16 protein-coding genes are annotated in these 17,253 nt (G+C 60.2%); 9 read left to right on the forward strand and 7 right to left on the reverse strand.

What is annotated here, in order from left to right:
• Positions 1-36: 36 nt before the first annotated feature.
• Positions 37-699 carry a fructose-6-phosphate aldolase gene (gene fsa / locus BN3796_RS11585; protein WP_061708478.1) on the forward strand — a complete coding sequence of 221 codons (663 nt, stop codon included), beginning with the start codon at positions 37-39 and terminating at the stop codon, positions 697-699.
• Between the two features lie 231 nt (positions 700-930).
• On the opposite strand, the gene moeB is transcribed toward fsa, so the two are convergent.
• Both moeB and moeA read right to left on the reverse strand, forming a co-directional pair.
• Positions 931-1,692 carry a molybdopterin-synthase adenylyltransferase MoeB gene (gene moeB, locus BN3796_RS11590; protein WP_061708479.1) on the reverse strand — a complete coding sequence of 254 codons (762 nt, stop codon included), beginning with the start codon at positions 1,690-1,692 and terminating at the stop codon, positions 931-933.
• A 1-nt stretch (position 1,693) separates the two neighbouring features.
• Entirely contained in the window at positions 1,694-2,926 is a 1,233-nt protein-coding gene (gene moeA, locus BN3796_RS11595) for a molybdopterin molybdotransferase MoeA (protein WP_061708480.1), read from the reverse strand.
• A gap of 187 nt (positions 2,927-3,113) precedes the next feature.
• On the opposite strand from moeA, the gene iaaA reads away from it, so the two are divergent.
• From iaaA to gsiD, 5 genes are read left to right on the forward strand one after another with little or no spacing between them, the layout of a single operon-like run.
• Positions 3,114-4,052: a beta-aspartyl-peptidase gene (iaaA, locus tag BN3796_RS11600; protein ID WP_061708481.1), complete on the forward strand. Its 939-nt coding sequence runs from the start codon at positions 3,114-3,116 to the stop codon at positions 4,050-4,052.
• Positions 4,053-4,063: 11 nt separating this feature from the next.
• The gene (gene gsiA, locus BN3796_RS11605) at positions 4,064-5,935 is read left to right on the forward strand and encodes a glutathione ABC transporter ATP-binding protein GsiA (protein WP_061708482.1); all 1,872 of its coding nucleotides are present in this window, start codon (positions 4,064-4,066) and stop codon (positions 5,933-5,935) included.
• A 23-nt stretch (positions 5,936-5,958) separates the two neighbouring features.
• Positions 5,959-7,494 carry a glutathione ABC transporter substrate-binding protein GsiB gene (gsiB, locus tag BN3796_RS11610; RefSeq protein WP_061708483.1) on the forward strand — a complete coding sequence of 512 codons (1,536 nt, stop codon included), beginning with the start codon at positions 5,959-5,961 and terminating at the stop codon, positions 7,492-7,494.
• Between the two features lie 45 nt (positions 7,495-7,539).
• Positions 7,540-8,460 carry a glutathione ABC transporter permease GsiC gene (gene gsiC / locus BN3796_RS11615; RefSeq protein WP_061708484.1) on the forward strand — a complete coding sequence of 307 codons (921 nt, stop codon included), beginning with the start codon at positions 7,540-7,542 and terminating at the stop codon, positions 8,458-8,460.
• Positions 8,461-9,372, forward strand: a complete 912-nt coding sequence (gene gsiD / locus BN3796_RS11620) for a glutathione ABC transporter permease GsiD (protein ID WP_061708485.1) — start codon at positions 8,461-8,463, stop codon at positions 9,370-9,372.
• A gap of 240 nt (positions 9,373-9,612) precedes the next feature.
• On the opposite strand, the gene rimO is transcribed toward gsiD, so the two are convergent.
• Positions 9,613-10,938: a 30S ribosomal protein S12 methylthiotransferase RimO gene (gene rimO, locus BN3796_RS11625; protein ID WP_061708486.1), complete on the reverse strand. Its 1,326-nt coding sequence runs from the start codon at positions 10,936-10,938 to the stop codon at positions 9,613-9,615.
• 215 nt (positions 10,939-11,153) lie between these two features.
• Here rimO and bssR point away from each other — a divergent pair, with 215 nt between their 5' ends.
• Both bssR and BN3796_RS11635 read left to right on the forward strand, forming a co-directional pair.
• Positions 11,154-11,537 (forward strand): biofilm formation regulator BssR, encoded by a 384-nt coding sequence (bssR, locus tag BN3796_RS11630; RefSeq protein ID WP_061708487.1) that lies wholly within the window; start codon positions 11,154-11,156, stop codon positions 11,535-11,537.
• Positions 11,538-11,644: 107 nt separating this feature from the next.
• A complete protein-coding gene (locus BN3796_RS11635) occupies positions 11,645-12,760 on the forward strand; it encodes a PQQ-dependent sugar dehydrogenase (protein WP_061708488.1) in 1,116 nt (371 codons plus the stop codon).
• 1 nt (position 12,761) lies between these two features.
• Here the strand turns inward: BN3796_RS11635 and BN3796_RS11640 are convergent, their stop codons facing one another.
• Positions 12,762-13,388 carry a glutathione S-transferase family protein gene (locus BN3796_RS11640; RefSeq protein WP_061708489.1) on the reverse strand — a complete coding sequence of 209 codons (627 nt, stop codon included), beginning with the start codon at positions 13,386-13,388 and terminating at the stop codon, positions 12,762-12,764.
• 240 nt (positions 13,389-13,628) lie between these two features.
• On the opposite strand from BN3796_RS11640, the gene dacC reads away from it, so the two are divergent.
• Entirely contained in the window at positions 13,629-14,831 is a 1,203-nt protein-coding gene (dacC, locus tag BN3796_RS11645) for a serine-type D-Ala-D-Ala carboxypeptidase (RefSeq protein WP_061708851.1), read from the forward strand.
• A 143-nt stretch (positions 14,832-14,974) separates the two neighbouring features.
• Here dacC and deoR read toward each other — a convergent pair whose 3' ends face one another.
• The 3 genes from deoR to BN3796_RS11660 form a co-directional block, all read right to left on the reverse strand.
• The gene (deoR, locus tag BN3796_RS11650) at positions 14,975-15,730 is read right to left on the reverse strand and encodes a DNA-binding transcriptional repressor DeoR (RefSeq protein ID WP_061708490.1); all 756 of its coding nucleotides are present in this window, start codon (positions 15,728-15,730) and stop codon (positions 14,975-14,977) included.
• Positions 15,731-15,797: 67 nt separating this feature from the next.
• Positions 15,798-16,406 (reverse strand): undecaprenyl-diphosphate phosphatase, encoded by a 609-nt coding sequence (gene ybjG / locus BN3796_RS11655; RefSeq protein ID WP_061708491.1) that lies wholly within the window; start codon positions 16,404-16,406, stop codon positions 15,798-15,800.
• Positions 16,407-16,413: 7 nt separating this feature from the next.
• Positions 16,414-17,142 carry a phosphatase PAP2 family protein gene (locus BN3796_RS11660; protein WP_061708492.1) on the reverse strand — a complete coding sequence of 243 codons (729 nt, stop codon included), beginning with the start codon at positions 17,140-17,142 and terminating at the stop codon, positions 16,414-16,416.
• Between the last annotated feature and the right edge of the window lie 111 nt (positions 17,143-17,253).

Raw genomic sequence — 17,253 nt, forward strand, 5'->3', positions numbered from 1 at the left:
GTAGTGTGACGGCAACGTAAAAATGAGGGCGACATCATGGAATTGTATCTCGACACGTCTGACGTTCAGGCGGTGAAAAAACTGGCCGCGATTTTTCCGCTGGCGGGCGTGACCACAAATCCCAGCATCGTGGCGGCGGGTAAAAAGCCGCTGGAGGTACTGCTGCCGGAGCTGCTGGAGGCGCTGGGCGGGCAGGGGCGTCTCTTTGCGCAGGTGATGGCGACGCAGGCTGGAGAGATGGTGGAGGAGGCGCGCAAGCTTCGCGCGATTGTCAGCGATCTGGTGGTGAAGGTGCCGGTGACACCGCAGGGGCTGGCGGCGATCAAACTGCTTAAAGCGCAAGGGATCCCGACGCTCGGCACGGCGGTCTATGGGGCGGCGCAGGGGATGTTTTCGGCGCTGGCGGGGGCGGACTATGTGGCCCCTTACGTCAATCGCGTTGACGCCCAGGGTGGGGATGGCATTCAGACCGTGGTGGAGCTTCAGCAGCTGCTGACGTTACACGCGCCGCATGCCAAAGTGCTGGCGGCGAGCTTTAAAACCCCGCGCCAGGCGCTGGATTGTCTGCTGGCGGGCTGTGAATCTATTACCCTGCCGCTGGACGTGGCGCAGCAGATGATCAGCTACCCGGCGGTGGATGCGGCGGTGGCGAAGTTTGAGCAGGACTGGATGGGCGCGTTTGGGCGCAAATCGATTTAACGGGCAGATGTAAGCGTTATCGCCGGGTGGCGGCTCCGCCTTACCCGGCCTACGTTTGGGCGTTGTCACCGTTATCGCCGGGTGGCGGCTCCGCCTTACCCGGCCTACGTTTGGGCGTTGTCACCGTTATCGCCGGGTGGCGGCTTCGCCTCACCCGGCCTACGTTCGGGCGTTGTCACCGTTATCGCCGGGTGGCGGCTCCGCCTTACCCGGCCTACGTTCGGGGCGCAGTTATCCTTTGCCGCCTACCCCCCCGCACACCTCGCACTGCGGATTGCGTATCAGCTTCATCTCGCGAAACTGACAGGTCATCGCGTCATACATCACGATCTTTCCCGCCGCCGGCGTGCCGTATGCGGTCAGCACTTTGATCGCCTCCATCGCCTGCAACGAACCGATGACCCCTACCAGGGGCGCCATCACTCCCGCCTCCACGCAGGTGAGTGCATTCTCGCCAAAAAGACGGCTCAGACAGCGGTAACAGGGCTCGCCTTCCGTCCATGTAAAGACGCTAATCTGCCCCTCCATACGAATCGCGGCACCCGACACCAGCGGAACTTTATGAGCAAAACAGCCGGCGTTGAGCTGGTTGCGGATGGCCACGTTATCGGTGCAGTCCAGCACCAGATCGTGACGGGCGATTTGCTCGCTCAGCGCTGCGTCATCCAGCAGCGCGTTGATAAGGGTAAACTGCACGTGGGGATTGATGCGCTTCAGCGCGGCGTGAGCGGAGTCGACCTTCGGCTCGCCGAGGGTCGCCTCGCTGTGCAGCGTCTGGCGCTGCAGGTTGGAGAGCGAAACGGTATCGAAATCGAGCAGCGTCATGCTGCCCGTGCCCGCCGCCGCCAGATACTGCGCTGCGGCGCAGCCCAGTCCGCCCAGCCCGACCACCAGCACACGGGCGGCCTTCAGCCGCTCCTGGCCGTCAAAGTCAAAACCGCGCAGCACAATCTGGCGGTTATAACGCATCATCTCCTCGTCGCTCAGCTCCATCTTAGCCTCCGAAGAGCGGGTTAAAGGCTTCTACCTCGACCCATTCGCCCGCTTCCACATTGCCGCGCTCGCGCTCCAGCACGATAAAGCAGTTGCCCTGGCTGAAGGAGCTGAAAATATGCGATCCCTGATGACCGGTGGTGCTCGCCGTCAGTTCGCCGTCACCGTTGCGAGCCAGTATGCCGCGCTGAAAATCCAGACGGCCCGGCGTCTTTTTCAGCCGGGTTGCCGCCCGCACGCGCTGGCGAAGAGGCATGAAGGGGTTGCGATTGCCGGAGAGTTTCGCCAGCAGCGGCTGTACCAGCTGGTAGAAGGTGAGGGCCGCCGAAACCGGATTCCCCGGCAGGCCGCAGAACCAGCTATGCGGGAGCTTGCCGAAAGCGAACGGCTTGCCTGGTTTGATAGCGAGCTTCCAGAAGCCGATCTCGCCCAGCTCCTCCAGGATGGTTTTGGTGTAGTCCGCCTCGCCCACCGAGACGCCGCCGGAGCTAATCACCACGTCCGCCGCCTTATCCGCCTCAATAAAGGCGGCGCGCAGCCTGTCGGGATCGTCAGGAATGATGCCAAGGTTAATCACCTCGCAGCCCAGCTGCTCCAGCATCAGGTGAACCGCCAGGCGGTTGGTATCGTAAATCTGCCCTGCGCCGAGCGGCTGGCCGGGAAGGCGCAGCTCGTCGCCGGTGGAGAATACCGCTACCCGCACCTTACGTACGACCTTCACCTCCGCAATCCCCAGCGAGGCGAGCACCGGCAGCTCGGCGGCGGTGAGCCGTTGTCCGGCGGCGAACACCGTCGCGCCCTGGGCGATATCTTCCCCCAGGCGGCGAATATTCTGGCCCGCCCTGACGCTGGCGGTAAAGCGCACGCCCTCGTCGCTCTGTTCAGTCTCTTCCTGCATCACTACCGCGTCGCAGCCTGCCGGAACCGGCGCGCCGGTCATAATGCGAATGCAGCTTCTCGCCGGCCACTCGCCAGTAAAAGGCTGGCCCGCGAAGGCTTTACCCGCCACCGGCAGTGGCTGGCCCCCCTCAAGATCCGCCAGCCGTACCGCATAGCCATCCATCGCTGAGTTATCAAATCCCGGAACGTTGAGCGGCGAGACGATATCGCCTGCGGTCACGCGGCCAAAACAGCTTAGCAGCGGCAACGTTTCGTCATCAGTCAGCGGGGCGATGCGGGAGAGCATCTGCTCCAGCGCCGTCTCAAGCGGCATCAGTCCGGCGGTAAAATCCATGGGTTACTCCTGCGCAATGGCGATGAAAGCGCACATTATGGCAGAAAAGCAGCGGTAACTGTATGACTCGTCAGTGTAACCTTTACATCACCCGGGCATCTTTCTATATTCAAAAATTATATGAAGCTTCGCCAACGATAATGATATTTATAGAAAAAGCGGCGTTTTTGGCTGACAGGTGATGGAAATGGGCAATGCGGTGATCGCGATACACGGCGGTGCGGGGGCTATCAGTCGCGCCTCGCTGACGCCTGAGCAGGAGAAGCGCTACGTTGACGCGCTCTCCGCAATAGTGGAGACAGGCCAGCGTATGCTGGAGGAGGGGGCCAGCGCACTGGATGCGGTGACCGAAGCGGTGCGCGGCCTGGAGGAGTGTCCACTCTTCAACGCAGGTATCGGCGCCGTTTTTACCCGTGACGAAACCCACGAGCTGGATGCCTGCGTGATGGATGGCAATACCCTCAACGCGGGCGCGGTGGCAGGGGTAAGCCGCCTGCGCAATCCGGTGCTGGCGGCGCGTCTGGTGATGGAGAAAAGCCCGCACGTGCTGCTGGTGGGGGAAGGCGCAGAGCGGTTTGCCTTTGACCACGGCATGGCGCCGGTCTCGCCTGAGATCTTCTCTACCCCTGAACGCTACGATCAGCTGGTCGCGGCACGTACCGCGGGGCTGACCCGCCTCGATCACGCCGCGCCGCTGGATGAGCGCAGCAAGATGGGCACCGTCGGCGCGGTGGCGCTGGATAAGGCGGGCAATCTCGCCGCCGCCACCTCCACCGGCGGGATGACCAACAAACTGCCGGGACGAGTGGGCGACAGCCTGCTGGTGGGGGCGGGCTGCTACGCTAATAATGCCAGCGTCGCCGTCTCCTGCACCGGCACCGGCGAGGTCTTTATCCGCGCGCTTGCCGCTTACGATATCGCGGCGCTGATGGACTACGGTGGGCTGAGCCTTGCCGAAGCCTGCGAGCGGGTGGTGATGGAAAAACTGCCCGCGCTGGGCGGCAGCGGCGGTTTGATTGCCGTCGATCGCGAGGGCAATGTCGCGCTGCCCTTCAACTGTGAAGGGATGTATCGCGCCTGGGGATATGCGGGCGACGCCCCGACAACGGGCATTTATCGTGAATAAGGGGGCTTCAGGTGCCGCACAGTGATGAGCTGGAGAGAGATGAAGTTCTGGCCCTCCACAATCTGAATATTGCCTTTCAGGAGAAGCGCCAGAGCGTGCCGGCCGTTAAAGGGCTGACCTTTTCCCTGCGCTGCAAGGAGACGCTGGCAATCGTCGGGGAGTCCGGCTCGGGGAAATCGGTCACCGCGCTGGCGCTAATGCGTCTGCTGGGGCAGACGGGAGCGCAGGTGGGGTGCGACAAGATGCTGCTGCGCAGGCGTAACGGTCAGGCGGTGGATCTCAACACCCTCAGCCACGCCCAAATGCAGGGGGTGCGCGGCGCCGATATGGCGATGATTTTTCAGGAGCCGATGACCTCTCTCAATCCGGTATTTCCGGTAGGGGAGCAGATCGCCGAGTCGATCCGCCTGCATCAGGGGCTCAAGCGTGACGACGCTCTGCGGGAGGCGAAGCGGATGCTGGAGCTGGTACGCATCCCTGAAGCGCAGGCGATCCTGTCGCGCTACCCGCATCAGCTCTCCGGCGGCATGCGCCAGCGGGTGATGATCGCCATGGCGCTCTCGTGCCGCCCGGCGGTGCTCATCGCCGACGAGCCGACCACCGCCCTGGATGTCACCATTCAGGCGCAGATCCTCCAGCTGATCAAGGTGCTCCAGCAGGAGATGGGGATGGGGGTCATCTTCATTACCCACGATATGGGGGTGGTGGCCGACATTGCCGACCGCGTGCTGGTGATGTACCAGGGCGAAGCGGTCGAGACGGGCAGCGTGGAGCAGATTTTTCACGCGCCGGTTCACCCCTATACCCGGGCGCTGCTTGCCGCCGTCCCGCGTCTCGGGGCGATGAACGGGCGCGATCTGCCCCGGCGTTTTCCCCTTATCTCTCTCTCCGATCCCAGCCTGCAAGAGGTGGAGATTGAGCAGAATACGGTGGTACCGGGGGAGCCTGTTCTGCAGGTGCGCGATCTGGTTACCCGCTTCCCTCTGCGCGGCGGGCTGCTCAACCGGGTGAAGCGGGAAGTGCACGCGGTGGAGCATGTCAGCTTTGACCTCTGGCCCGGCGAGACGCTGGCGCTGGTGGGGGAGTCCGGCTGCGGTAAATCCACCACCGGGCGGGCGCTGCTGCGGCTGGTGGAGACGCAGGGCGGCACCATTACCTTCGACGGCAAGCGTATCGATACGCTGCCCGAAAATCAGCTTCAGCCGCTGCGCCGGGATATTCAGTTTATCTTCCAGGATCCTTACGCCTCGCTCGATCCGCGCCAGACCGTGGGCTACTCCATTATGGAGCCGCTGCGGGTGCATGGGTTACTGAAGGGTGAAGAGGGGGAACATCGGGTCGCCTGGCTGCTGGAGCGGGTGGGGTTAAAGGCGGAACACGCCTGGCGTTACCCGCATGAGTTCTCCGGCGGCCAGCGTCAGCGTATCTGCATCGCCCGCGCGCTGGCGCTTAATCCAAAGGTGGTAATTGCCGATGAGTCGGTCTCCGCGCTGGATGTCTCGATTCGCGGGCAGATTATTAATCTGCTGCTGGATCTGCAGCGGGAGATGGGCATCGCGTTCTTATTTATCTCGCACGATATGGCCGTCGTCGAGCGTATCAGCCATCGCGTGGCGGTGATGTATATGGGACAGATTGTGGAGATCGGCCCGCGCCGCGCGGTCTTTGAAAATCCGCAGCATCCTTATACCCGCAAGCTGATGGCGGCAGTGCCGGTTGCCGATCCTGCCCACCGCCGCGCCCGGCGCGTGATGGTGCAGGATGAGATGCCGGGGAACATCCTCCGGCGAGGGGAGTCGATGGCGCGCGTGACGTTACGTGAGGTGTCGCCCGGGCATTTTGTCGCCTCCTCGCCGCAGGACAACGCTTTTGCACGCTTATAACAATTAACTGGCAGGAGAAGAGAATGATAAAAACCGTTGCTCGTACGTGGCTGTTAGCCGCGAGCGTGACCGCCGCGCTGGCCGCCCCCGCGTTTGCTGCCAAAGATGTGGTGGTTGCCGTGGCCTCTAACTTCACTACCCTCGACCCTTACGACGCCAACGATACGCTGTCGCAGGCGGTGGCGAAGTCGTTCTATCAGGGACTGTTCGGTCTGGACAAGGATATGAAGCTGAAAAACGTGCTGGCGGAGAGCTATACCGTCTCCGACGACGGCCTGGTCTATACCATCAAACTGCGCAGCGGCGTTAAGTTTCAGGACGGAACGGACTTCGACGCCCAGGCGGTGAAGGTCAATCTGGATCGCGCCAGCGACCCGGCCAACAGCCTGAAGCGCTATAACCTCTATAAAAATATCGCCAAAACCGAGGCGGTCGATCCCACTACGGTAAAAATCACCCTCAAAGCGCCGTTCTCCGCCTTTATTAATATTCTGGCGCACCCGGCGACCGCCATGATCTCCCCGGCGGCGCTGAAAAAATATGGTAAGGAGATTGGCTTTCATCCGGTTGGCACCGGACCCTATGCGCTGGAGACCTGGAACCAGACCGATTTTGTGAAGGTGAAAAAATTTGACGGATACTGGCAGAAAGGGCTGCCGAAGCTGGATACCATCACCTGGCGCCCGGTCGTGGATAATAACACCCGCGCGGCGATGCTGCAGACCGGCGAAGCGCAGTTCGCCTTCCCGATCCCCTACGAACAGGCGGCTATCCTGCAAAAAAACAGCAAGCTGGAGCTGGTCGCCAGCCCGTCGATTATGCAGCGCTATATCAGCATGAACGTCACCCAGAAGCCGTTCGATAACCCGAAAGTGCGCGAGGCGATCAACTACGCCATTAACCGTAAGGCGCTGGTGAAGGTGGCTTTCGCAGGCTACGCCACTCCGGCGACCGGCGTCGTTCCCCCGTCGATTCAGTTTGCCCAAAGCTATCAGCCCTGGCCTTACGATCCGGCCAAAGCCCGCGCGCTGCTGAAAGAGGCGGGTTACCCGAACGGGTTTACCACCACGCTCTGGTCCTCCCATAACCACAGCACCGCGCAGAAGGTGCTGCAGTTCACCCAGCAGCAGCTGGCGCAGGTGGGGATTAAGGCGCAGGTTACGGCGATGGACGCGGGCCAGCGCGCCGCCGAGGTGGAAGGCAAGGGGCAAAAAGAGAGCGGAGTGAGAATGTTCTATACCGGCTGGACCGCCTCCACCGGCGAAGCGGACTGGGCGCTCGCGCCGCTGTTCGCCACCCAGAACTGGCCGCCCGCGCTCTTTAATACCGCCTTTTACAGCAATCCGCAGGTGGATAAGGATCTGACTGACGCGCTGAAAACGACCAAACCAGAGGAGAAGACGCGGCTCTATAAAGAGGCGCAGGATATCATCTGGAAAGAGTCGCCCTGGGTGCCGCTGGTGGTTGAGAAGCTGGTCTCTGCCCATAACAAGGCGCTGACCGGTTTTTACATCATGCCGGATACGGGCTTTAGCTTTGACGAAGCAGATTTAAAATAATGCTCGCTCCCGCAGGCAAGGGCCTGCGGGAGAAGAGGAACAGGCATGCTCAACTACGTCTTAAAACGCCTGCTGGGTCTCATCCCGACGCTGCTCATCGTGGCGGTGCTGGTGTTTTTGTTTGTCCATATGTTGCCGGGCGACCCGGCAAGGCTGATAGCCGGGCCGGAGGCGGATGCCACGGTGATCGAACTGGTGCGTAAACAGCTGGGTCTCGACCAGCCGCTCTACCTCCAGTTCTGGCACTACATCACCAGCGTCCTGCAGGGGGATTTCGGCACCTCGATGGTGTCGCGCCGTCCGGTTTCGGAGGAGATTGCCAGCCGCTTTCTGCCCACGCTCTGGCTGACGCTCGCCAGTATGGCCTGGGCGATGCTGTTTGGTCTGGCGGCGGGTATTATCGCCGCCGTCTGGCGCAACCGCTGGCCCGATCGGCTGGGAATGGCGCTGGCGGTAACGGGGATCTCGTTCCCGGCCTTTGCGCTGGGGATGCTGCTGATGCAGATTTTCTCCGTGAAGCTGGGATGGCTGCCGACGGTGGGGGCGGATACGTGGCAGCACTACATCCTGCCCGCGCTTACTCTTGGCGCGGCGGTGGCGTCGGTGATGGCCCGCTTCACCCGCGCCTCGTTCGTGGAGGTGCTGGGGGAAGATTATATGCGCACCGCGCGGGCCAAAGGGGTAAGCGAGCGGTGGGTGGTGCTTAAGCATGGCCTGCGTAACGCCATGATCCCGGTGGTGACAATGATGGGGCTCCAGTTCGGCTTTTTGCTGGGCGGCTCGATTGTGGTTGAGAAGGTCTTTAACTGGCCGGGGCTGGGCCGCCTGCTGGTGGATTCGGTGGAAATGCGCGACTACCCGGTTATCCAGGCGGAAGTGCTGCTCTTTTCGCTGGAGTTTATCCTTATCAACCTCGTGGTGGATGTGCTCTACGCCGCCATCAATCCGGCAATCAGGTACAAGTAAATGCGACTGTTAAACTGGCGTCGCCAGGCCATTTTAAACGCCATGCCGGGGCTGAAACCGGACCATGTCAGAACGCCGTGGGCGGAGTTCTGGCGTCGTTTCCGTCACCAGCCGGTGGCGATGACCGCGGGGCTGTTTGTGCTGCTGCTGATTATTGTGGCGGTGCTGGCGCCGTGGATCGCGCCGTTCGACGCGGAGAATTACTTTGACTATGACCGGCTCAACGAGGGGCCGACCATGTTGCACTGGTTTGGCGTTGACTCTCTCGGGCGGGATATTTTCAGCCGCGTGCTGGTGGGGGCACAGATATCGCTCGCCGCCGGGGTCTTTGCCGTTTTGACCGGGGCCATTATCGGAACGGTGCTGGGGCTGCTGGCGGGCTATTACGAAGGGTGGTGGGATCGCATCATTATGCGCATCTGCGACGTCCTGTTCGCCTTTCCCGGCATCCTGCTGGCGATTGCGGTGGTGGCGATCATGGGTAGCGGCATGGCGAACGTTATCATCGCCGTGGCTATTTTTTCAATTCCTGCTTTTGCCCGACTGGTGCGCGGCAATACGCTGGTGCTGAAGCAGCAGACCTTTATCGAATCGGCGCGCAGCATTGGTGCCAGCGACGCGACGATCCTCTTCAACCATATCCTGCCGGGGACGGTCTCCTCGATTGTGGTCTACTTCACGATGCGGATCGGCGTGTCGATTATCTCTGCCGCCAGCCTGTCGTTTTTAGGCTTAGGCGCCCAGCCGCCAACTCCGGAGTGGGGTGCGATGCTGAATGAGGCGAGGGCGGATATGGTGATCGCCCCGCATGTGGCGATCTTCCCGAGCCTGGCGATTTTCTTCACCGTGCTGGCGTTTAACCTGTTAGGCGACGGGCTGCGTGACGCGCTGGATCCGAAGATTAAGGGGTAGGGAAGGCGTGCTCAGGGTGGGGAGTGTGCGCAGGACGTTCCCCTCACCCCGGCCCTCTCCCCAAAGGGGAGAGGGGGAAAACCATCCGTCTCCTGTGAGGAGAGGGGGGAAAACCATCATTGCTGAGCTTGATCGGTCCTCTCTCCCCTGTGGGGAGAGGGAAAACCATCAGTCTGAGCTTGATCGGTTCCCTCTCCCCTTTGGGGAGAGGGTTAGGGTGAGGGGCAGGGGCGGTCGAAACTACACCCGGCTCCCCCACAGGTCATACTCGTCCGCGTTCTCCACCTTCACGCGTACAATATCGCCCGGCTTGACGTTGGTCTCACCGTTCAGATACACCGCGCCGTCGATTTCAGGCGCGTCCGCCATGCTGCGGCCAATCGCCCCTTCTTCGTCCACTTCGTCGATAATGACCAGAATTTCGCGGCCAACTTTCTCCTGCAGTCGCTCAGCGGAGATCTGCTGCTGCAGCTGCATAAAGCGGTTCCAGCGCTCCTCTTTCACCTCTTCCGGCACCTGGTCGGCCAGCTCGTTCGCCGTGGCGCCCTCCACCGGACTGTACTTGAAGCAGCCCACGCGATCGAGACGCGCTTCCTTAAGGAAGTCGAGCAGCATCTGGAAATCTTCTTCGGTTTCACCCGGGAAGCCGACGATAAAGGTAGAGCGCAGGGTCAGATCCGGGCAGATTTCACGCCACTGCTTGATGCGCGCCAGCTGGCGATCGGCGGAACCAGGGCGCTTCATCAGCTTCAGAATGCGCGGGCTGGCGTGCTGCAGCGGAATATCGAGATAGGGCAGGATTTTGCCTTCCGCCATCAGCGGGATCACATCGTCAACGTGCGGGTAAGGGTAGACATAGTGCAGACGGGTCCAGATACCCAGCTTCGCGAGCTGTTCGCACAGGCCCACCATGCTGGTTTTCACCGGCTCGCCGTTGTGGAAGCCGGAGCGGTGCTTCACGTCCACGCCGTAAGCAGAGGTATCCTGGGAGATGACCAGCAGCTCTTTCACCCCGGCGTCCGCCAGGCGTTTCGCTTCGGCCAGCACCTCGCCAATCGGACGGCTCACCAGATCGCCGCGCATGGAGGGGATAATGCAGAAGGTGCAGCGGTGGTTACAGCCTTCAGAAATTTTCAGATAGGCGTAGTGGCGCGGCGTCAGTTTCACACCCTGTTCCGGCACCAGGCTCAGGAAGGGGTTGTGCTTCGGTTTCGGCACGTAGTGGTGAACATGCTGCAGCACCTGCTCGTAGCTGTGCGGCCCGGTGATCTCTAGTACCTTCGGATGCACTTCGCGGATCTGATCCTCTTTCGCGCCCAGGCAGCCGGTAACAATCACTTTGCCGTTTTCATTAAGCGCTTCGCCGATCGCCTCCAGCGACTCCTGCACGGCGCTGTCGATAAAGCCGCAGGTGTTGACGATGACCATATCGGCATTGTCGTAGCTCGGCACCACGTCATAGCCTTCGGTGCGCAGTTCAGTCAGGATACGTTCAGAATCCACCAGGTTCTTCGGGCAGCCCAGCGAGACGAAGCCGATTTTCGGCTGGTGCATAACATTGCTCATAGATTAAAAAGTGTTCAGTTATGGAGTTATCAGGGCAGGGATTGTACAGAGTTCCGGCGGCGATTTACAGACTCGCTTTGCGTCGGCAGACGTTCGGCATGTTGTTGCATTGTAAAGAATGTTAAGAATTTAATCTTTATTGATCTTAACCAGTAAATTGTACAAAAAATAGACGTATGCTAATGATGCCGATAGCTGACAAGGGGGGAAATAGCATGACCGTTGACAGACTAAAGCTCGCTCTGCTGGAAAAACTGTTGAACGCCCGGCTGGATCTCGCGGCGTATCTGCAGCTCAGAAAAGCGAAGGGGTATATGTCAGTCAGCGAAAGCGACCATCTGCGTGATAATTTACTGGAACTTTGCAACTCGATGCGAGAAGAGGCGCCGCTCCTGAAAACGTGCTTTGACGCACAGGAGCAGCAGATTCTGCGGCGTGCAGCGCAAGCCCTCTCCACGGCTGGCGTCTGCCTGATGACCGGGCACCATGATTGCCCCACATTTGTTGTTGTAAACGCCCGGACGCTTGAAAACTGCCTGACCACGCTGTCTCTGTGCCTGATGTGCCTGCAGGAACATACTCCACTCGGACAGCCCTGATCCTCGGGGGGAGGCGACTCCCCCTTCTGATTAAGATTATGTAAAAGTGATAACGCGCCCGTGCGGGGTGGCTACCTTTAAGCCATATCCCAAAAAAGGAGTGCGTTATGCGTCGATCCTCCCTGATTGTCATTCCTCTGCTGCTGGGCTCTGCGGCGGCGCTGGCCGCCCCCGCTCCCGTTAAAGTCGAGGTGCTGCAAAACCGTCTCGATCACCCCTGGTCGCTCGCCTTTCTGCCCGATAACCAGGGCATGCTGATTACTCTTAAGGGCGGCCAGCTGAAGCGCTGGCAGCAGGGGAAAGGGTTATCCGATCCCATCGTCGGCGTGCCCGATGTCTGGGATTCCGGGCAGGGCGGGCTCTTTGACGTGGTGCTGGCGCCCGATTTTGCCACCTCACGCCGGGTCTGGCTGAGCTACGCCGAAGCGGGCAGCGACGGCAAGGCGGGCACCGCGGTGGGATATGGACGCCTGAGCGATGACATGACGCGCATAGAAGGATTTAAGGTGGTTTTCCGCCAGATGCCGAAGCTCTCCACCGGCAACCATTTCGGCGGACGGCTGGTGTTTGACGGCAAAGGCCATCTCTTTATTGGCCTTGGCGAGAACAACCAGCGGCCCACGGCGCAGGATCTCGATAAGCTGCAGGGTAAAGTGGTGCGCCTTACTGACCAGGGCGAGGTGCCGAAGGATAACCCGTTTGTCGGCAGGGCTGGCGCCCGTCCGGAGATCTGGTCTTACGGTATTCGCAATCCGCAGGGAATGGCGATGAACCCCTGGAGCGATACGCTCTGGCTGAACGAACATGGCCCGCGCGGCGGCGATGAGATCAACATTCCTGAAAAAGGGAAAAACTACGGCTGGCCGCTGGCGACACACGGTATTAACTACAGCGGTCTGAAGATACCGGAATCGCAAGGCGAGCAGGCGCCCGGCACCGAGCCGCCGCTCTTCGTCTGGAAAAAATCACCCGCGGTGAGCGGCATGGCCTTCTATAACAGCGATCGGTTTCCGCAGTGGAAAAACCATCTTTTTATCGGCGCGCTGAAGGAGCAGGACGTTATCGTGCTGACCGTCAACGGTAATAAGGTAACGGAGGAGGGGCGTATTCTGGGGGATAAAGCGCAGCGCATTCGCGACGTGCGGGTGGGGCCGGATGGATATCTCTATGTCCTGACCGACGAAACGGACGGGCAACTCTGGAAAGTCAGCCCGTCCGGTTAAATCAGCTGACCGGGATCATCACCACATTACGATATGCCGGGCGCTCTGCAAGCTGGGCCAGCCAGCGCGTCAGGTTTGGCCGGGGCGTCCAGGTGAGGTTAATGTTGGTCAGGTTCCAGACGAACGGCGCAACGGCGATATCCCCGAGGCCAAACGCGCTGCCGGAGAGCCACGGCTTTTTCGCCAGCGCCTCATCCAGAATGGCGAACAGCCCCTCGCAGTTCTGCTGAGCCGCCTGGATCGCCGGATAATCCCGCTCCGCTTCCGGCGTTCTTACCAGCCCCATCAGCATCACCCGGTGCACCGGAGAGAGCGTCTGGTTGGCCCAGTCCATCCATTTCTCCCCTTCGGCCCGCAGCGCCGGAGACTCAATCCACAGGCGGCCCTGACCATACTGGGCGGCCAGATAGCGCACAATGGTGTTGGACTCCCAGAGCGTAACGTTGGCTTCATCGTCGCGCAGCAGCGGGACCAGCCCGTTGGGGTTCAGCGCCAGGTACTCCGGGTCATGGTTCACGCCGAACTGCATACCCGCCATAATCTGGTTAAAGGGTAAATCCAGCTCTTCCAGCGTCCAGAGCACTTTTTTAACGTTCGTCGAATTGTTCCTGCCCCACAGCGTAATCATGCCGACTCCTGAATGTGATGAACCTGCCTGAATAAAACCTTATGTTGAGATAAAGCTAACATTTACGCAACAGAGAAGAAAAATATCGCCGCGGTCAAAGCGTCGCGAAATGTTATTGCATAAACTTTAAAAACTTTACCTGGTTTCGGTTTCATTGAAAGCGGTTGTGCGCTATTACTCATCGCTTCTTGCGACACGGTGATGTGACGTATTTTTTGAATGGACACTCGGGTGGCATTTATGACGCAACATTCTTTTTCACTGCGCGGCCTCGCGGCAGGCTCGCTGCTTTTTCTTTTTGCTCCAACGCTTTACGCTGCCGAACCGGCTGCACCCCAGGCGCCGCCGGTCGACGCCCGCGCCTGGATCCTGATGGATTACGCCAGCGGCAAGGTGCTCGCCGAGGGAAACGCTGACGAAAAGCTTGATCCTGCAAGCCTCACCAAACTGATGACCAGCTACGTGGTGGGCCAGGCGCTGAAGGCGGGTAAAATCAAGCTTAATGATATGGTCACCATCGGCAAAGACGCCTGGGCGACCGGTAATCCGGCGCTGCGCGGCTCGTCGGTTATGTTCCTTAAGCCTGGCGATCAGGTTTCCGTCGCGGATCTCAATAAAGGGGTGATTATCCAGTCGGGCAACGACGCCTGTATCGCGCTTGCGGACTACGTGGCGGGCAGCCAGGACTCCTTCATCGGTCTGATGAACGGCTACGCGCAGCGGCTCGGCCTGACCAACACCACCTTCAAAACCGTCCACGGGCTGGATGCGCCGGGACAGTTCAGCACCGCGCGGGATATGGCCCTGCTCGGCAAGGCGCTGATTCATGACGTGCCGGAAGAGTATGCCATTCATAAAGAGAAAGAGTTCACCTTCAACAAGATCCGCCAGCCGAACCGCAACCGGCTGCTCTGGAGCAGCAATCTCAACGTCGACGGCATGAAAACCGGCACCACGGCGGGAGCGGGCTATAACCTGGTCGCCTCGGCAACCCAGGGGGATATGCGCCTGATTTCCGTCGTGCTGGGCACCAAAACGGACCGTATTCGCTTCAATGAGTCAGAAAAACTGCTGACCTGGGGTTTCCGCTTCTTTGAAACCGTCACCCCGATCAAGCCGAATGCGACCTTTATTACGCAGCGCGTCTGGTTTGGCGACAAGAGCGAGGTTAACCTCGGGGCGGGCGAAGCGGGCTCGGTGACGATTCCGCGCGGCCAGCTTAAAAACCTGAAGGCCAGCTATACGCTGACCGAACCGCAGCTCACCGCCCCGCTGAAAAAGGGCCAGGTAGTGGGAACCATCGATTTTCAGCTTAACGGCAAGTCCATCGAGCAGCGTCCGCTGATTGTGATGGAGCCGGTGGAAGAGGGCGGTTTCTTCTCCCGGATGTGGGATTTTGTGATGATGAAAATCCACCAGTGGTTTGGCAGCTGGTTCTCATAAGCCCTGACAGCGGCTTGCCGGGTGGCGCTTGCGCTTACCCGGCCTACGGGCCGCACAACTTTTGTAGGTCGGGTAAAACGTAAAGGCTGCACAATTTTGTCGGTCGGGTAAAGCGCAGCCGCCACCCGGCGTCGTTCTAGCGATTAATAGATCAGCTTAATCTGCTGCGCTTTCGCGAAAGCGACCAGCTCGTCATCCGGGCAGCAGTCGCTCACCAGCGCGTCAAAGCAGGCCAGATCCCCCATTCTCGCCGGGCGCACCTTGCCAAACTTGCTGTGATCCACCACCAGCACATGATACTGCGCAGCGGTCATCGCCCAGCGCTTCACCGGCAACTCTTCCAGATTAAAGCAGGTCGCCCCCTGGCGCACGCTCACTCCCGCCGCCGAATAAAAGGCGATATCGGGGCAGAGATTGCTGAGGATATCTTCCAGATTCAGCGGCTTAAAAATGGCGTTGCTGGCGTGAAACTCGCCGCCGCAGAGAATGGCCCGGCAGAGCGGCTTTTCCTGGAGCGCCAGAAAGGTGTTGAGGGAATAGCAGACGCCGGTAAAAGGCAGGTCGCGATCGATAGCGTCGATAATCCACGGCGTGGTGGTGCCGCAGTCGAAAAAGATTGTCTGGTGGGGCTGTACCAGCGAGGCAGCCAGCCTGGCGGCCTTACGTTTCTCTTCCACCAGCCGGGTTTTCTGATCGCTCAGCAGGTAGTGGGCGCTGCGCGGCTCGAGAACGATATAACCGCCGAGCAGCACCACCGGGGCGCTTTCACCGTTCAGATCGCGACGAATGGTCATCTCCGATACGCCAAGCAGGGTGGCAGCCTCTTTGAGATGCAGCTTATCGGTGCGCTTCAGCGCCTGAATGAGCTGAGCAATGCGGTCGTCGCGTCGTGTTTCCATAGTGCCTCGGGTTAAAAAAGTGAACCCCCGCAGGGCGGGGATTCAAGTGTAACCTGACGAAGCGGGATTAGTCACGTATCCAGCCTTTACGGATAGGGAAGGCCAGGCAGACGCGGTAGGCCTGCCGCAGGCCGCGATAGAGCGGCTGACCAAACCAGTTCCAGAGGATCTGCGCGCTCAGGCAGCCGAGCAGCCCCACCAGCAGCCCGCCCAGCATATCCAGCGGCCAGTGTACGCCGAGATAGACGCGGGACCAGGCGATAGCGACGGCAACCGCCATCAGCACCGCGCCTGACCAGAGGCGATGCCAGAACAAAAACGCCAGCGCAAAGGTAAAGATCACCGTGCCGTGGTCGCTCGGGAAGGAGTCGTCCGCCGCATGGTGCAGGAAGTTGGAGCCGATATGGTCGACAAAGGGCCTGTCGTGCGGGAAAAGATGCCCCAGCGTCCAGGAGGCGGTCATGCTCACCGCCAGCGCCATCGCCACCTTAATCACCAGCTGGCGCTGGGCGCTCACCTGTCCGCGCGGCCCCCACAGCCAGAGGATCACCACCAGCGCCGGCACGATATTAATCAAATCTTTGGCGATAATGGTCGCCAGCGTCAGCATCCACGACGGGGAATCGGCGTTGGCGTTAATCAGATAAAACAGTCCGTAGTTAAGATTTTCTAACATACCCTCGTCACTCTTTTGCAAACCAGGCGGAGATCAGGCCATAGGCCGCCACCTGGGAAAACCATACCCACCAACCCGCCCACAGGTTGTGAGAGAAAAAATGTGCCCCGCGCATCACCTGGCCGTAGCCCATCGCAAGACCCAACACCACGCCCAGCGCGACAAAACTCCAGGCAAGCCGCGGGCGATCCCGCCAGAAGGCGAAAAAGAGCCCCATCACCATAAAGCCACTGGAGGCGTGTCCCCCGGGAAAGCAGCGCCCCGGGCCGCTCTGTGCGGGCGCGGCGCTAAACAGGGGATACCCGACCGCGTGACCGCCATACTCCACCAGATCCCAGGGGCAGCTGTGGTGGCTGATGCTTTTCAACACGCCGACAACCAGCGCCCCCAGCCCCATCAGCAGCGCGCCGGTGACCAGACGCGGCTGGCGGCGCACAAGCCCGCAGAGCAGCGTCATCACCGCCAGAGCGATGGTGATATATTTCGCCAGCCGATGGTTGAGCAGATCGAGCAGCGCGTTATGTTGCAGGGGAAAGCGCTGCGTCGCGGCGTCGTACCAGTAGCCGGTGATGATCCTGTCGAGCGTTTCATCCCGGGAAAGCCAGGTAAACAGCAGCGCCAGCGCCACCAGTATGAAAAGTTGATAACCATAAAAGCGCGTCGGCAGAGGGTAAAGCGTTTTTACCTGAATTGACGGCAACCTGGAGGAATCTGAGGCAGCGGGGATCTGGGTCATAATCAACACAAATAATATGAAATAAGCGCTATCATAAAAGCCGCAACTTAAGGAAACCTTAAACGACAACGTTAAGTGCTTTATTTCTCTTTCCGGCGACAAATTTGCTAT

This window comes from Pseudenterobacter timonensis, assembly GCF_900021175.1.
Lineage (GTDB): Bacteria > Pseudomonadota > Gammaproteobacteria > Enterobacterales > Enterobacteriaceae > Enterobacter > Enterobacter timonensis.

Coding starts and splice junctions, on each gene's coding strand:
- deoR (WP_061708490.1), bottom strand. CDS start 15,730: ATGGAAACACGACGCGACGACCGCATTGCTCAGCTCATTCAGGCGCTG.
- gsiB (WP_061708483.1), top strand. CDS start 5,959: ATGATAAAAACCGTTGCTCGTACGTGGCTGTTAGCCGCGAGCGTGACC.
- ybjG (WP_061708491.1), bottom strand. CDS start 16,406: ATGTTAGAAAATCTTAACTACGGACTGTTTTATCTGATTAACGCCAAC.
- BN3796_RS11635 (WP_061708488.1), top strand. CDS start 11,645: ATGCGTCGATCCTCCCTGATTGTCATTCCTCTGCTGCTGGGCTCTGCG.
- bssR (WP_061708487.1), top strand. CDS start 11,154: ATGACCGTTGACAGACTAAAGCTCGCTCTGCTGGAAAAACTGTTGAAC.
- iaaA (WP_061708481.1), top strand. CDS start 3,114: ATGGGCAATGCGGTGATCGCGATACACGGCGGTGCGGGGGCTATCAGT.
- gsiC (WP_061708484.1), top strand. CDS start 7,540: ATGCTCAACTACGTCTTAAAACGCCTGCTGGGTCTCATCCCGACGCTG.
- dacC (WP_061708851.1), top strand. CDS start 13,629: ATGACGCAACATTCTTTTTCACTGCGCGGCCTCGCGGCAGGCTCGCTG.
- BN3796_RS11660 (WP_061708492.1), bottom strand. CDS start 17,142: ATGACCCAGATCCCCGCTGCCTCAGATTCCTCCAGGTTGCCGTCAATT.
- rimO (WP_061708486.1), bottom strand. CDS start 10,938: ATGAGCAATGTTATGCACCAGCCGAAAATCGGCTTCGTCTCGCTGGGC.
- moeB (WP_061708479.1), bottom strand. CDS start 1,692: ATGGAGCTGAGCGACGAGGAGATGATGCGTTATAACCGCCAGATTGTG.
- gsiD (WP_061708485.1), top strand. CDS start 8,461: ATGCGACTGTTAAACTGGCGTCGCCAGGCCATTTTAAACGCCATGCCG.
- BN3796_RS11640 (WP_061708489.1), bottom strand. CDS start 13,388: ATGATTACGCTGTGGGGCAGGAACAATTCGACGAACGTTAAAAAAGTG.
- fsa (WP_061708478.1), top strand. CDS start 37: ATGGAATTGTATCTCGACACGTCTGACGTTCAGGCGGTGAAAAAACTG.
- moeA (WP_061708480.1), bottom strand. CDS start 2,926: ATGGATTTTACCGCCGGACTGATGCCGCTTGAGACGGCGCTGGAGCAG.